The sequence below is a fragment of the Massiliimicrobium timonense genome, from assembly GCF_002160865.1.
Lineage (GTDB): Bacteria > Bacillota_I > Bacilli_A > Erysipelotrichales > Coprobacillaceae > Allocoprobacillus.
This window is the reverse complement of sequence record NZ_NFLJ01000011.1, coordinates 10,800-27,113: the sequence shown is the minus strand read 5'-3', so window position 1 is coordinate 27,113 and position 16,314 is coordinate 10,800. Positions and strand designations below refer to the sequence as shown.

The following is a 16,314-nucleotide window of genomic DNA, read 5'->3' as shown; positions in this document are numbered from 1 at the left end:
TCATTATTATATCATAATATTTTTCTAAACAGTATCACTTGTTATTTTCCTAATTAAAATTATGTGTTATAATTGCTTATAGCAAATAAAAAAGGAGATTCACACATGCATAAATCAAGACAATTTATTAACAAATCTATAAAGGCCTATGAAAAAGATATCAGAATTAAAAATCATTTAGACAAAAATATTATCTTTTTAGATATTGATGGGGTTATACAGCCACCCTCTTATGAAAGAAGATTTGATCATGATATGGAGGCGTTACAATATTATCTAGCCAATAAATATAGCGATGATATATATTTGACATTTGATAAATATGATTTAGCAGCTGCGTATTATGACTGGTCATATATAGCATTAGGCTATCTTAAAGAATTGATAGAAGAAACAGGTAGTCATATTGTGTTGCATTCTACATGGGGCAGATATAATACAACGAAACAAATAATTGCTTTATTTAAACTTTATGATTTAGATAATTTCATTATTGATATTATTAATGAAGATAATGATAAAAAAAGATGTATTCATCATTATCTATCTCAACATTTTATTGATTACTTTATCATCATCGATGATGATTATGACTTATTACGAGAATTTGGTTCATATTGTTGTTTAACAAGTCAATATTTTCAACAATCTGATTTTGATTACTGTCAATTTATATTTCAAAACCCATTTTCTTTTTCAACAAAAGAAAAAAATCATATCAAAACATTTGAAATGATATCTTATCCTTCTCAAGAATGTTTAGGTCAAGTTTTCTATAAAGTTCATCAATATGAAGACAATAAAATATGTTTATTTTATATTCATTGTCCTGATCAATACAGAGAAGCTTTATTATGTGAATTTTTCAGTTCAATGAAAGATTGTGATGGTCTTATGAGTGAACAATATCATTTATTAAAAAATCAAAGAATTGGTTATGTCACTTGTGATTATGAATATCATCATCAACGCTGTCATTTTTATTACATAAACCAACGTTTTCATCATTTTAATATTCAAAAGTTCATATCTCAAATCAAAGAAACTTTTCACTCCATAGAATTATATAAACAAGATAATGGTATAAACTTAACAAGATTATTTTCGTTCATTTAAAAAGATTCTAGATTGTCATGCATATATCACTTCAGTTGCATACATATACAATAAAAGTTCCCTATCATTGTTGAAACGTGGATTCAGCTAAAAGCCTACCATAAAACAATAAGGGAACTTATATCATGGAGCAGCACTAGCCTATAAGGCTACAATAAGACGTCATCCATGACATTGCCATTATAAAGCTATATTTTATTTTTTTCAATGAGAGTTATTATAAAATTTAAATTATTTGATTATTCTGTTTACAATCGTCTTTCTTATAAAAATATCAATGTTAATTTTAGATAGGCAATAAAAAAACAATCTCGGTTTATTGAGAGATTGTCACTATATATCATTTATAAATATCAACATTAAACAAGTTCACTATCAAAATAATCTAAATCTAATTGTTTGATTTCATAAGTCTGCACAACACTCACACCTAAATTATATTTTATCATTAAATCCGTTAACATTTTACCATCAATTAAAATGAGTTTAACTTGTAATTGTTTTTTTGCATAATCAATGGCTTCCCTTGTAAAAGTAGATGTGGTAATAAATAATCCCTTTGTACCACCTTGACCAGCTACTGCGCCTAAAAACTTCTGAATTTCTGGTCCTCCCACACTACTTCTATTCCATTTCTTAGCTTGAATATAAATACTATTAAATCCAAACTGATCTTCATTGATAATTCCATCTATACCTTCATCACCACTATAATCAGTAGAAATGATAGATTCTTTATCATAAGCATAACCCTTTTTCTAACAAATCTAAAACAAGTTTTTCAAAAAAAGCTGGATCTTTAGATATAATCATATCTAATAGTTCATCACTGACACGTGATGATATCATCTTAATAGATTGATCAATATTTTCTAAAGGTGTAGACTCTTTTGGTTTTGATTGATATTCAGGTTGTTCATTATGACGATTCATAAACTGTCTAACTTCTTCATATTGCATTAAATAATCATCATCAACATGAATATGAGAAGATAGTATATTTTCCCCTTGAGGTGTAATTTGATAAACACCTCTTTCTACAGAACGAATCAATCCTGCTTTTGTTAAATATGTTTTTGTCCATCCCAAACGATGATAAATCACTGTTTTATGACTGTTTTCCATCTTTTGATTTCTTTCATCCTCAGTTAAATGTAATACATCAGACACTTCCTCCACCATATCACGTACTCTTAACTGATGATGTTTGTTTAATACCTGTAACACTTCATTATACATTTCATTATATTGTGGTATCATTTGTTCTCTCCTTTACTTTTTTACAAAATATATAACATTTCTACTTTATTTTATAAATGCTATGATCGGCATCTATAAATGTATCATAATAACTTTTGATCACTTGCTTAAAATGAGCATCTCTTTGATGACATCGACGAATCTGATCTTTTAAAATCGCATTCATATCATAATCTTCCATAATTTCTTCAACACTATTGATATGTCGTAGTTTCCCATATTCTACTATAGATTCAATAATTCCTAATATTTTTTCTTGTGCTTCATTTTTTGGAACATCATCCAGTGCATCGATTCTTTCCATAATAAACCATGGGTCGCATATTGTTTCTACATCATAATGTTTTTTGACTATTTTACATATAAGTTTAAGCAAAGCATCAGAATTCAGCATTTGTGCTTTATCGTCAACAGCTTCCCAGCTCATTTGATCTCTTTTAAAAAAATAATCATCAGTGTCTGTTACACTCATATATTCTTGGTACTTATCCAGTATGTCTTGTTCAGTATACTGAAAACCTAATTGATTGATTTCTTTTAATAAATCATCAATAGATATATTTTTCATATATTCTTCTCTTTGATGATACCTAATAAAACCATCTTGCATTTGTCTTAACATTGCCCTTTTTTCTTCATCATTTAAATGCATATTGATCAACTCCTTTTTGATTCTATGATTATTATAACAGATTTTTCTAATCTATTTATCTTGTTTCGATTATTTTCGTGATAAAATAAACACGAGGTGAAATATATGGTCATTTTTTTAACGAGTAGCCCTACTGGTCCATTAGATGGCAGTAGACAAGTTGATGGTTTAGATAAGAAAAATCATTTTGTTGATGAATTAAAAAAATATTGGAAAAACAATAGTCGTTGTTGCATGATTGCAGCAAGTCCAGATGCTTATAAACAAAATGATGACATGTGTGATTTCTTTAGAGAAATCTTTTTAAAAGAAGGTTTATCTTTGCAATGTTTTGATTTGATTGATAAAAGATATAGTAACTTTACAAGAGACGATCTCCAACAATATGATGTCATTATCTTAGGTGGTGGTCATGTTCCTACACAAAATCAATTCTTTCAAGACATTCAACTTAGAGAAAAAATTGAAGATTTTCAAGGCATTGTGATAAGCATCAGTGCTGGCAGCATGAATTGTGCTGATATTGTTTATTGTCAGCCTGAAGAAAATGGTGAAGCTATAGATTCTCATTTTCAAAGATGGATTCGAGGTCTAGGGCTTACTCATTTCAACATCATTCCTCATTATCAGATGGTCAAAGATAGATACTTGGATGGATTAAGACTATATGAAGACATCACTTATAAAGATAGCATTCATCATCCATTCATTGTATTAGTTGATGGTAGTTATGTCTTAATCAATGAATGTGTAACGATTCATGGAGAAAGTTATCTGATTTATAACGAGCATATCCAACTTATATGCCATGAAAATGAAACAATAGATTTCAAAGAGATGAAAATTGAATAAAGTCAAAAGGATGATACATTTATATTTTTTACTTTTGTAGCTTATAAAGTAAAATACCGGATAAAATTTCTTATTGGAATCATTCAAAAAATAATATATGTTTTCTTGAAAGTGATTTTCTATTACTGATGATTTCATTACTGGAGAAACATCAAATCTTCTTGAATTTTAAAACTACTTTTATATAATGAAAGAACGAGGAGGAAATATATATGAACCAAAAAGATGCTCAGCTATTTATTGATGAAATGAAAAGTATTGGTGATGATTGGACCATTGATCAAGTCATGGATATCTATGGTCACACAAGTCTTGCCGTTGCATTATCTGATAGAAAAAATTCTATCAATATGCTGTCAAATATTCTTGATAAAGTCATCAACCGTTAAGCCCAACATAAAAGAGTCTATGCACTGTTTAGACTCTTTTATGTTGATTTTATATAATTTTCATCTTTTTGAGTTCTCTTTGATAAACATCAATAAGTCCTTCCTGATAACCAAATGCCTGTTCTTGTTGAATAGCTTGAGCTATGATTTTGAGATTATCAGTTTTGATTTGATTTAACATTTGTAATCTCTTTGATGAGATATCTATTTGTTTGATTTTAATTTTTTCAAATAATGACACACTATAACAAAACAAATGTAAATCCTGGTATCTTTGTTTTAATTTTTCAGCAATCACTAATCCCTCAGGATCATAATCTCCTGCATAATATAATGAACAGCCACTATCAACAAGTTTATCTAATAATAGATATGTACAAAAATTAATTTGCCCATTACTACAAACAAGTCCGACATCCATTTTATGATGTTTAATAAAATTACACATCATACGAAAAACAGATGGATTTTCAAAGATAAAAATATCCAAAGGGATAAACAAATCTTTCATTACATTGATATTATAAAGATTCATATTCCAAGGTTCATAAGCTTCATAAAATCCCTGCCATGAGGGATAAGCCTTTTGTGGCTGAATATGACATATATAACAATAATTAGATAAATCATCTTTTAAAATACCAGCACTATACAAAACATCTATCATTTTGAATGAATCTAAAGACATATCTTCATGATATAAATCATAGACTATTCCTTTTAATAAGAGTTCTCTTGGTAAATCTTCATCAAAATAATGCGGATTTTTTGTAATATTTTGTGAAAAGACAGGTAATAATTCAAAGCTCAATTGATAAACTGGTAATTGATTTAAAGCACGACAAACATTTTCAAGAACTGACTGAAACATATGTTGATTCTGTTCAAAATATCTTTTGACATATCTATCTGTCGATAGATATGTCTTTAACCACGCATAAGATTTGGTATCTTGAAAGATATGAAACAAATTTTCTTTGAATTCATCAAATGCCAAAATCTTTAATTCCTTGATTTCCTTTCGACTATAAATCAAAGACTGATTTAAAATTTCTAACGTTTTCAAAAAATCAGCTTCTCCATAACGTGTTTTCTTTAATTTTTTAAGAAACTGTGCATAAGTTAATTCCAATCTGTTTTGAGATAAATCCCATCCTAAACCACCTAAACATTGTTTTTCATCATCAGTTAAATTTTCTAAAACAATTTTACCACCTAAATGTCCTAAACGCTGATATTGTCTAATCCATGCCTGTACAAATCGTTGAAATCCTGATTGATTTAAATAATCAGCCAACTCTTGTTCTACACTCATGAATATTTCAGCCTCTTATTCTTTCCATTCCATATATAGGCAATGACCGTCACAAATGGTGCATTATTAGGTCTAAATAACTCATAAATAGCTAATGATAAACAAGAAGGATAATCTCCCCATAATACCTGTGAATTCATAATATAATCAAAACCAAATTTTGTAATCAAGGCAAACATATTATCAATGTTGTTTTCATCAACTCCTGCAAAGGCTTCATCCAAAGCAATCAATAATGGAGCATCTTTTCTGGCACTTTCAAATTTAGCAGCCACTGCTGAAAATAATGGAACATACATAGATAATGCTTTTTCTCCACCACTATAAGCATAGAACACATGAGAAGTTAATTCTTTACGATTTTCATTAGGTTTTTTCGCATATAATGTAAAATCAAACCATTGACGATAATCCATGACATCTTTCATGAGTTGATGGAAAGAAGCTGTCGTATTTTCATCCTGACTCATTTTTCTGGCACTATTGATTTTAGAGCGGAAATGGTTAGATATTTTCTTACGATCACTGTCTTTTAACACATGATAATCCATTTCTAATAACTCAACTAATTTTTGTGTATCCAATTGACCATCATCTGTTGCCTTACGACTTTTCCATTTTAAACTTAATTGTAAACCACTACTTGTATTCATATCATTCATATAACTTTGAATTTTATCTACCCATTGACGACTGGCATGGATGCGTTCTCTTATTTTCTTGCTGATGGTATTCACAAGAATATCCTCAAAGATATGACGATCCTCATCAACAATTAATAACTCCTGCATTTCTATATTTTGTTCTAATATATCTGTCAGTTCTAGAAATGAGATCCTTTTCCCTTGATTTGTCGCTTTTAAAATAAGTCTAGATGGGACATCATCAACATCATGGCATAATGGTACATTTTCTTGTACAACATTATATTGATTTAAATATATATTTTGTTCAAAATAAACACGCTGTAACTGATTTTGATAATCAGCAATAGATTTTTTATGTGAAAATTCCTGATTCAAATCACGCATTATTTTTCCTATATCCTCATCAGACATATCTTCTTTAATAATAAAATGTAAATCTTTTTCCTGCATAAAAATATCTTTATAGATAAGCATATGATTTTCTTGTTCCAACTTTTGATCAGATAAATTTTGTATATCTATGTCTACTTGTTCTATCTTTGTTTCTAAAACGGATTTTTCTTTTTCTAAAGCTGTTTTTTCATCTTCTAATCTTTTGATTTCATTTTGCAGATCTTGAATTTTTTGCGCAATATCCTGATAACCAGACTCATTTAATTTTTCCTGTAATAAATCACGCTTTTGTGTGACCACACTGATTTTATGCTGGTACTGTTCAATTTCATAATGCAACTCATCTAAATCATCAACGAGCTGACTGGCTTTTTCATCTTGTATAGCTTTTAAATCCATCGTTTGTAGCATCTGAGTATAACTATCTTTAAAAGATTCAAAAGTTTCCTGATAATCTTGTAAATCATCTTTATAAGCTTGAAACACTCCTTTTTGTACTGGCAATAACAATTTGGATGCTACAACTTTTATCTGATTATGTATGTCTGTTAATTTTTGATTTTCTAATAAAATCAATTGTTGCAGCTCTTGAATCTTTCGTTCTAATGTTGCCTGCTCTTTTCTTAGCATTTCCACATTATCAAGACTTTCTTTTAATTGTTTTTCATCACGAAAACTTTGATATTCCAATAAAAGCGTTTGCTGCTTTTCTTTAGTCAACTTTTCTTTTTGCATATTTTCTTCTTTGAAAGTTTCCAGTTCTTGAATTTGAAGTAAACAAGATTCAATCTTGTCCTGTTTCATTTTCATACGACTTTCATAACCAATATAAATGGCTTCTTGATTTAAGGAAAGACTCCCTTCAATAATTCCAGATTGGAAATATTTATCTTGAATGACAACTTGTTGATTTGTTTCGATACCTAAACATTCTAAAATAAACAACAAATCATTTTGATTATTGAATTGAGAGATTGTCAGAGTTTGAAGCTGATTAACATCTTGATTTGTCCAAAGATAAAAATCTTGACATCCTTGAGGCAGTTCTTGAATACGATATTGATCATTTTTATGCACAACCAAAGCATTCAATAATTGCATTTGAGATAAGATTTCTTCAATTCTTTGTTTTTGAAGATCTGTCAATGATGCATCAAATTCAAGTAAGCGATAAAATGGAACATAGTCAATATGATGTTCATCTAAATATTGACGATTCAACTGATTTTCAGGTGTTTGTTGTGGTTCAATATCTTCCAAAGATTCCAAATATTCTTTTTCATGGTAGAGTTTTGATAATTCATTTTCATTTTCTTGAATCAATCTTTCATAACGCATCTGTTCTTCTATCAATTGTCTTGACATATGCTGATAAATATCATCTATCACTTTTTGAATCACAAAGTAATCATGAGTCATTTCATAATCAATCAAATGTTCTCTTATTTTTTCCATATCTTGTTGAGATATTTTTAAAATCTCATTGTTTTCATTAAAACGATGATAATCTTCTAAATATTCTTCTATCACTTGTTGATATTCTTTTTGTAAATGTTCCATTTGTGTTTGTAAAACAATGTATTGTTCCTGCTTTTGACTTTCATCATTTTCATAAAATGCAATTAATTGAGATTGTGTTTCATAATCTTTCCACATTGCTAAACCATCTTGAATTTGTTTCATATCATTTTGTAAAACTTGTCGTGTATATGAAAATTCAAAATTTTTCTTGCGTTGTTCAAAACATTCTTTAATAGCTAAATGCTCAGTTAAAGATAAAATTTCATTAAAAGCGTTCATTTCTTGAATCAACTTTTGGCATTCATATTCTTTTTGATCAATGAGATTTTGGTATTCTTCAATACTCTGATTTAAATCTTGATAGACTTCTTCTTTTTGTTCACAAATATGTATTTTCTTATCTAATTCTTTTTGATATTGAGTCAGTTCCTGATTGTATTCACTAATAGATTCTATCCATGCTTCAATATCATGCGTTTTCATAGAAGAAAGTTCATTTGTCTTAACTTCATATTGAATTCTATTGGTATCTAATTTTTGATGATTATCTAATAAATTTTGATAAAAATGTTTTTTCTCTTTATCTTTTTGTTTGATATTTTGATTAATTTGTTGATATAAACGTTGTTCTTTGATATATTTTGTCCATTTTTCTAACAAAAGAACTTGATTGTAAGTTTGATAAATATTTTTTAATTTCTGAGCTGCCTGTAAGCTTTGTTTCAGCAATTCTAACTGATCTTGAAGATTATCCATATTCATAATGGCTTCACTCATTGGTCTTAAATCTTCATCGCTTAATGGTTGTAAAGAGGAAGCTAAGATTTCATTAATTTTTTGTGGTGATAAAGAATTGCTTAATTTAGGTGAACGAAGCTGTAATAATAAACCAATGGCATCACCATAATCCTGCAAACTTTCAAAGCCAAATAATGCTTCATTGACACGTTTCATATATTCTTTTTGTGACTCAATGACCTGATCTCCTAAAATATTTTTAAGCTGTTTTTCACTTAACGTCAGCTGATTTTCCATTAAAGCAAAATCTATACCAATACGACGATTATCTTCAATCACAAAATACCATGAGTCTAATGGTTTTCCTTTTCTAGCACGAAGTCCCATTCCAATTGTTTTATAAAGTTCACTATCTTCTCTTTTAAATTCTAGATATAAATAACCAATACGTTCTTCACGTGATGAATTTTCATCAATCAGATAAGTTTCTATTTTTCTTGAACGTGTTCCAAATGGGTCCAGTCTTTCACTGCTTTTATTTCCATCCAATAACAAAGGAATAAAACTTTGCATCGTTACAGATTTTCCACTTCCATTACTTCCACGTAACAACATATGTCCATTTTCAAATTCAAATACTTCATTTTCGTAACACCAGAAATCAACCAGTCCCATTTTATTCATGTGCCAACGACTTAAACTCATGATTGACCCTCCTCAAATTCCCCAGTCAGTTTCGCAACAACTGGATAAAATATAACATCATCATTTTGACAAGACATAAAACCAATTTCCATAAAACGCTGATAAACCATGTCTACAAGTTGATCAATACTTTTTTGTCGATAAGTAGCGGGTAAATAAGATATTTGTTTTTGTATGACAAGTTTAAATCTTTTCAAAATTCTTTCTTTTTGATCGATATAAATTTCTCTTTCATCAATTTTGTAATCTCTATTTTTAATACCTTTACGAATCTGACTACAGCATAAAACAACCAACTCATCTAAAGCATTTGATTTAGGAAACATTTGTCCTACCTTCACATCATCATCCAAAATTAAAAAAGCACTGGACTCATAAACTTGTAAATCACATGGAAAAAATTGCTGTAAATCTTTTTCAATGCTTTTTCTATATCTGCGAATATATGAAAAATCATCATTTTCATCATCTTCTCTATAAATACCACATGACAGTAAAAGACGACGATAGACACGTTGTATACGAATAAGTCCTCGATCTTGACTGTCATTAGAAACCCATTCATTTTCCATCACATCTTGAGGATCTACCCATTCAAAAACATCAGCTGTAAAATTACGCATAAAATATCTTGATAATCCAGTATTTTCAAATAAAACTTCTACAAACTGATCTTGCATGAACTGGTCACTGTTTCCATCATCTTGAATAATAAGTTGTTCTTTTATACAATACTTTAAAACATTGACAAGCATTTTTCGATGTTTAAATTGTAGCCAATATTCTTCATCAACACCTAATTGAATTTGTACAAATTCGCATAAATGGGATAAAATAAATTGCTCCTCAATTTCTTTATCCTCAAGAAATGTAAGTATATAACATAGAATTTGATATTCTTCTACATGTTGAAACTGAGTAATTCCCATCCAGGGTTCAGCTTTTCCAGGTGTTTTATCAAGTCTTATAAACTGAGGATGTGAAATGAGTGAAAAACCTGCTTTTTCTTGAAAAAGATTTCTTAATTCTTTGATATGATCTTTAATTTGGTAATAACGTTCTCGATCATTACGCTTTAAGACCCATCTTTGCGAAAGTAAAACTTCTTTATTATTCATGAACTTTCTCCTTAAATATAATTTTAAATTTTGGCATGATAAAATGCCCATCTATACACTCAACTTCACACATTTGATTAGCTTCACTTTTATCAATCATATAAACTCGTCCATCGTCTGTTTTAGATGATAAAGATTCCTGACCTAAAGCTTTTGACAACCACATAAGCAATGTTTTTCTTGTATTCGCATCAATAACTGGTAAGGACGAAAAATCAATTTGATTATTCACAATGAGTTCCTGTATTTTTTCCATCTGTTTTGCATATTCAGCTTCAATCATTAATTGTTGTTCCATACGTTCAAAAGTATGGTCTTCAGCAGGTTTTCTGACTGTCTTTTTTCTAACAATACGTGAATGAGGATCAAATTGAATATATGAAGGATGATCCTGATAAACACCCATATGTATGTCTTCACTTAAACGAGGTGTAATATAGTTAAGATGTAGGCAATCTTCTACCCCAAAAATATAAGCACTCATGCAATGAGCTTCATTAATATCCTGACATTTCTCAAAAATTTCAGCAATGTGTATATATTGTTCTTTACGATGTGATCCACGATTTATCATTTCAGATATTTGTTGTGCATAACGCGTCATTTTACGTATGATTTCATTAGATATATCATATAAATGATCAACTTCATTATAACCATCCTGACCTACAAACCAATAATATAGACTCAACCATTTATCTTTAAAATTTTGATAAACATCTTCTCTCTTTAATGCTCGTCCAATACGTGGAATAGACAATTCGTAGTCTGTTGCTTTTTGAAAAATTAATTCTAAATCATTTTCATCAATATTTCTCATAAGACTGGAAATTAAAGCTCCTGTATTTTGCATGGTCATGACAAATTCTCTTAAATACATAATGATTTTATCTTTATAAACAAGAAATTCTGTTGTCTTCATGAGTTCTTCTGCTTTTGCACTATTTAATGTTTTGATATAATCCTGATAATTTTGATTTAATCTGACAAAATCGTTCATGAGCAAATTCAGCCATCCATTCACATCACTATTTTCTTTTTGACTTATGTCTTTCACTTGAGTTAATTGATGATAAATTCTTTCCAGTAAAGTCGGTTCTAATGATGCCCCTTCAATTTCTAAGTTCTCTAATCTTAGTGTCATTCTTTCAATCTCAACAGTATATTCACTTAGCTGATAACGATATTTTTTATTTTTAAAATCATCTATTGTTCTGACTTTATTACTATCTTGACTTGCTGTTAAATTTTGCCATTGTGTAAGCTGTTGAAGATCTTGTTGACATTGTTCTAATGTATAATCTTGATAGCCTTCTATCTGTCTAATTTCTTCATAAACTTCTTCTTTATGAATCCAATAATGAATCTTTTCGTATTCCAAAAAGAAGTATCTAATAATCAAACGATACCTATCAACATTATCTGCTCTTAGATAATTGACTTCTTTAATTGGTTTAAGTAATTTATCATAAACTTTCATGAACTTCCTCCATATTTTCACTTGAAATCATTATACTCTTTCAATATCATGTATCGCAACAATCTTTTACATATTTTGCCCAAATTATTCATGAAAGCAAATTTGTGATGAAAAACTTATAAATCATGTCTATTTTCTAGCTTAAAAAATGTTATCCACCGTAAAATTGTGAATAACCGTAGCTAAAAAAGTGTAGTTTTTCAACTACTTTCAATAAACTATGGATTTTATGTTTTAATTCTGCAGTTTTTGATAGTATTTTAAGAATTTCTTCTTATATCTATATGCACTGCTAAATGACAATATGATTCTTCTTGCATGTCGTATGACCTTTACTGCTATCTTTTGATACTTGTTTCTAAATGTATTCATTCGTATCTTCTGATCTTTGCCTTCTAATACAAGAATCCTAAATAGATGATAGAAGTTATAACACAGTGATGATATCATGAACTGGAAACAGTTCTTTTCAAAATCATGATGTCCTACATTATCTCCATTGAAATCATCTTTCAGTTCTTTTGTGAAGTTCTCTGAGTTTCCTCTCTCCTCATAGAAGTCACAGATGTCTTCGCATGATCTTTTCATGTCATTTGTTATGATGCAATAGATAACTGGGAACATTGTCAACTGTTTATCCTGTGCTGGAAATACCTTAAAAACATATCGGCATGGTGTGGATAGACTTTTAGGTGAGTATTCTATCTCTCCATAATAGGATTCCTGATTTGTGTAATTCAAATAATCAATTCCATTGTCTTCCAGATGTTCAATGATCATATTTTGAATCTTTTCATAGCTTTTGGCTCTAATGTAGTATTGAATATCTTCATGATGCATATAATCCATGAATTCAGTATTGTAGAATGCACTGTCACCCCTCATGGAAACAGTCTTGCCTTTTCTATCAAGATGTGCCAGTACTTTCTTGAGTTCATTGATGAATCCATTAGATGAGTATGCTGCTCCTGTTCTAAAGTTGGAACTTAACAATAGTTTGGTATTATATTCATTAATCATCATTGGATGGTATCCATTGACACCATAATGGTAGATATATGCAGAAGCTTCCTGATGTCCATGAGTTTGTGTTTTTGTTGAATCGACGTCAAGAATGATATTCTCAACATGCCTATTGACATAGTCGCAACCTAATCTTTGAATATGTTCCTTAATGGTCATGTTGGTTTTCATGTTGACTCTATCAAAGAATCTTGATAAAGTAGGCTGTGAACAGGCATTGATGCATTGTGATAAAAGTGGATCATCAACAAGTGTCATTTGATCAGCCTGATTGAAGTAGCCTAAAAGGTTACGTAAAACAATTTGAGTGACAATGTCAGAATTGGAATACTTAGGCAATCTTCTTGTATCATTGAAAGGAATGTCATCTAATGAAGATAGCAGATTGTACTTTTTAAGAAATGAAAGAAGCAAGATGCTGCCACCATCACAGGAAATGTTGCCACCGTTAAAATTTATGTTGTCAAAATTGAAAATAGATTGTATCATATAAGTGCTCCTTGTATTGTAGTTTGGTCACTTACATTATACAGGAGCTTTTATTATATATAATAGGGTAGAGGAATAGAATCAAGTTTTATTGCCCCTCCCGTTGAACCGTACGTACGGTTCTCGTATACGGCTCTACATTTATATCGAATCACAAGCTCTTAAGATAGTAGCTAAGGGGATTGACCAAACCTGGTCGATTCCCTTTTCTTATGCCTAGAATTATTGGTGATAAAATGCTGTTGACTATAATGAGTCCACTTCTTCTATACCACCCTAGTCTTGTGTTAGCACATTTATAAATATCTTCATCACTAAAGTTGCACTTACATGCTTTGTTGAGTTTCATCAAATTTCCATAAATTGTCATTGGTTTCTTCCACTGCTTAATGATGATACATCGTATCTTGTGGCGTAACCATTGTCCAAATTTTTCAAGGAATTTCTTTACGCACCCTATCTTAAAATAGTTTATCCATCCCCTTACTACTTGATTGACTTTCGTAAATGTTATGGATAATGGTCTTGAAACAGCTTGTTTCCTTGTTAAAATGACTTTTATCTTTTTATATAAGCGTTTCTTTCTATCTTCTGTAGGTCTGCATTTCCATACCTGTCTGTCTTTATAAAAGGTAAATCCTAGGAATTGTCCTTTCACTGGACGTATGACTTTTGTTTTCGTGGCACTAACCTTCAAGAATAGTTTCCTTTCCAGCCATGATATCACCGACTTCATTACTCTATTTGCACTCATTTCACTTTTTACGAAGATAATGCAATCATCTGCATATCTTACGAATCTTAGCCCTCTTGATTCTAGTTCCTTATCAAATTTATCTAAATAGATATTTGATAGTACAACACTGATAGGTCCGCCTTGAGGTGTACCAACTGTTGTGCTTCTAATAAGTCCGTCCTCTAGTACACCTGCTCTTAGATATGCTCGTATAAGATGTAATGTTGCTGCATCATTGACATGCTCTCTTAAGATTGAAATTAACTTGTCATGATTAACCGTATCAAAGAACTTCTCAATGTCCAAATCAACTATCCATTCATAGCCTTCATTCAAATAATATAGCACTTCTTCCATTGCCATACGTGCACTACGTCTTGGTCGGAATCCAAAACTATGTTCACTGAATATTGGCTCATAGATTGTACTTAATACCTGTGCTATGGCTTGTTGAATGACTCGGTCTATGACTGTTGGAATCCCTAATGGTCTTTGCTTTCCATTAGGTTTTGGAATGTAAACTCTCTTGACAGGCATTGGTCGATACTGTTTGTTCATTATCTTTGTGATAAGTTCATCTTGATATTTTTCAAACCAGTATTCAATTTCTTGCACTGTCATTCTGTCTATTCCAGGTGCTCCTTTATTCTGTTTGACCTTTCTGATAGCCATTTCTAAATTCTCTTGACTAAGTATCTTTTCCATTAATTTCATTTGCTGCTCCTCCTCTATTTGTAAATTTATTTGGAACCATCCCAATTACTTTTACCATCTATGATTACGATTCATAGTTCTAGGCTATCCTCATATTCGGATTATCCAAACATTGCTTATAGTGATTTGCACTCTATAAACGTTTCAGTCCTTCAGTATTTCTACCTACTATGACTTCATCTGACTTCTTATGATAAACCTTTTTCGACCGAGGGTACTATCACTGATTTTAAAGTTTATTAGACTTCCTCGTCCATAAGACCTCCCGGGGTAATTCATGAATCCTATTTCTTTCACAACGCCCTGATTTACTGTCTTGGTTTTACGTTTACCATTTGGACTTCGGTTTGTCTTGCAACCTTATCCACCATTTAGCCTTATATCAGGTTTCTGTTCGTACGTTCGAAAGAATCGCTACACCACTTCCTTCACCCATGACATCACTATCAACGGCTTGTGGTTCACTACACTTGGCGGCAACTACCTGTGGTTGGTTTATCTCCAACTGAATCCATGCCATGCCCGGCACACAAGAAAACTATTCACCCAACGGGTGAATAGAAAAAGAATAAATAAAAGCAGAAAATGCCTATGAAATAAGGATATTTCATGATTATATTATAATCTCATGAATAATTAAGGTTTTGTATAAATAATATTTTTATTTTTGGTCATTTGGGATTGTTATTAATTAATAGTTATTTACTGAAACAAAATAAAGACGGTATAATTTTAAAACATTATATGTTGATATTGATTTGGACGAAGCAAAAGAAAATGCTACTCAGGCTAAATTTCAAAACATTATATGTTGATATTGATTGATATCCCGTTCCCTCTGGTGCAAGTTCAATGGCATTTCAAAACATTATATGTTGATATTAATCAAAACTGCAAAAGACTTAGGAATTGAACTCTTTGTATTTCAAAACACCATATGTTGATATTAATCCTGGAAAGTTGGAAATACCTTTTATAAAGGAGTTGAATTTCAAAACACCATATGTTGATATTAATCAGAGTTGTTTCTATTTTTTTGTGTCTAAGAATACATATTTCAAAACATTATATGTTGATATTGATCACTTTCTTTATCCTTTGTGATTGTATACATATCTTCATTTCAAAACATTATATATTGATATTGATCAAGAACTGTGTTTTGT

12 protein-coding genes and 1 CRISPR repeat array (1 of these 13 cut by a window edge) are annotated in these 16,314 nt (G+C 30.2%); of the genes, 3 read left to right on the top strand and 9 right to left on the bottom strand.

The genetic code is table 11. The features are described 5' to 3' along the window. Positions 1 to 105 precede the first annotated feature (105 nt). Positions 106 to 1,116 (top strand): HAD domain-containing protein, encoded by a 1,011-nt coding sequence (locus B5E75_RS04940; RefSeq protein ID WP_087357679.1) that lies wholly within the window; start codon positions 106 to 108, stop codon positions 1,114 to 1,116. Positions 1,117 to 1,475: 359 nt separating this feature from the next. Here the strand turns inward: B5E75_RS04940 and B5E75_RS04935 are convergent, their stop codons facing one another. Genes B5E75_RS04935 through B5E75_RS04925 form a run of 3 tightly spaced genes read right to left on the bottom strand, consistent with a single transcriptional unit; the run spans position 1,476 to position 3,028 of the window. Continuing rightward, positions 1,476 to 1,841: a restriction endonuclease gene (locus tag B5E75_RS04935; RefSeq protein WP_275086204.1), complete on the bottom strand. Its 366-nt coding sequence runs from the start codon at positions 1,839 to 1,841 to the stop codon at positions 1,476 to 1,478. A 13-nt stretch (positions 1,842 to 1,854) separates the two neighbouring features. Next, a complete protein-coding gene (locus B5E75_RS04930) occupies positions 1,855 to 2,376 on the bottom strand; it encodes a winged helix-turn-helix domain-containing protein (protein WP_087357677.1) in 522 nt (173 codons plus the stop codon). A 40-nt stretch (positions 2,377 to 2,416) separates the two neighbouring features. Further along, entirely contained in the window at positions 2,417 to 3,028 is a 612-nt protein-coding gene (locus B5E75_RS04925; RefSeq protein WP_087357676.1) for a hypothetical protein, read from the bottom strand. Between the two features lie 105 nt (positions 3,029 to 3,133). On the opposite strand from B5E75_RS04925, the gene B5E75_RS04920 reads away from it, so the two are divergent. After that, positions 3,134 to 3,880 carry a Type 1 glutamine amidotransferase-like domain-containing protein gene (locus B5E75_RS04920; RefSeq protein WP_087357675.1) on the top strand — a complete coding sequence of 249 codons (747 nt, stop codon included), beginning with the start codon at positions 3,134 to 3,136 and terminating at the stop codon, positions 3,878 to 3,880. 212 nt (positions 3,881 to 4,092) lie between these two features. After that, entirely contained in the window at positions 4,093 to 4,269 is a 177-nt protein-coding gene (locus B5E75_RS14540; RefSeq protein ID WP_162607636.1) for a hypothetical protein, read from the top strand. A 49-nt stretch (positions 4,270 to 4,318) separates the two neighbouring features. Here B5E75_RS14540 and B5E75_RS04915 read toward each other — a convergent pair whose 3' ends face one another. The 6 genes from B5E75_RS04915 to ltrA all read right to left on the bottom strand — a co-directional run bounded on the left by B5E75_RS04915 (position 4,319) and on the right by ltrA (position 15,148). Then, positions 4,319 to 5,584, bottom strand: coding sequence for a TIGR02679 domain-containing protein (locus tag B5E75_RS04915; protein ID WP_087357674.1), 1,266 nt, complete (start codon positions 5,582 to 5,584; stop codon positions 4,319 to 4,321). Continuing rightward, positions 5,581 to 9,588, bottom strand: coding sequence for a TIGR02680 family protein (locus B5E75_RS04910; protein WP_087357673.1), 4,008 nt, complete (start codon positions 9,586 to 9,588; stop codon positions 5,581 to 5,583). Before B5E75_RS04910 ends, B5E75_RS04915 begins: the two co-directional genes overlap by 4 nt. Further along, the gene (locus tag B5E75_RS04905) at positions 9,585 to 10,706 is read right to left on the bottom strand and encodes a TIGR02678 family protein (RefSeq protein WP_162607635.1); all 1,122 of its coding nucleotides are present in this window, start codon (positions 10,704 to 10,706) and stop codon (positions 9,585 to 9,587) included. Before B5E75_RS04905 ends, B5E75_RS04910 begins: the two co-directional genes overlap by 4 nt. Beyond that, a complete protein-coding gene (locus tag B5E75_RS04900; protein ID WP_087357671.1) occupies positions 10,699 to 12,186 on the bottom strand; it encodes a TIGR02677 family protein in 1,488 nt (495 codons plus the stop codon). The genes B5E75_RS04905 and B5E75_RS04900 overlap by 8 nt, the downstream gene beginning before the upstream one ends. 234 nt (positions 12,187 to 12,420) lie before the next feature. After that, complete coding sequence (locus B5E75_RS04895) at positions 12,421 to 13,698, bottom strand: IS1380 family transposase (RefSeq protein ID WP_087357670.1); 1,278 nt, start codon at positions 13,696 to 13,698, stop codon at positions 12,421 to 12,423. Between the two features lie 151 nt (positions 13,699 to 13,849). After that, positions 13,850 to 15,148 (bottom strand): group II intron reverse transcriptase/maturase, encoded by a 1,299-nt coding sequence (gene ltrA, locus B5E75_RS04890; RefSeq protein WP_087357669.1) that lies wholly within the window; start codon positions 15,146 to 15,148, stop codon positions 13,850 to 13,852. Positions 15,149 to 15,877: 729 nt separating this feature from the next. Further along, a CRISPR array of direct repeats spans positions 15,878 to 16,314; the repeat unit is 30 nt (it continues 1,358 nt past the right edge of the window).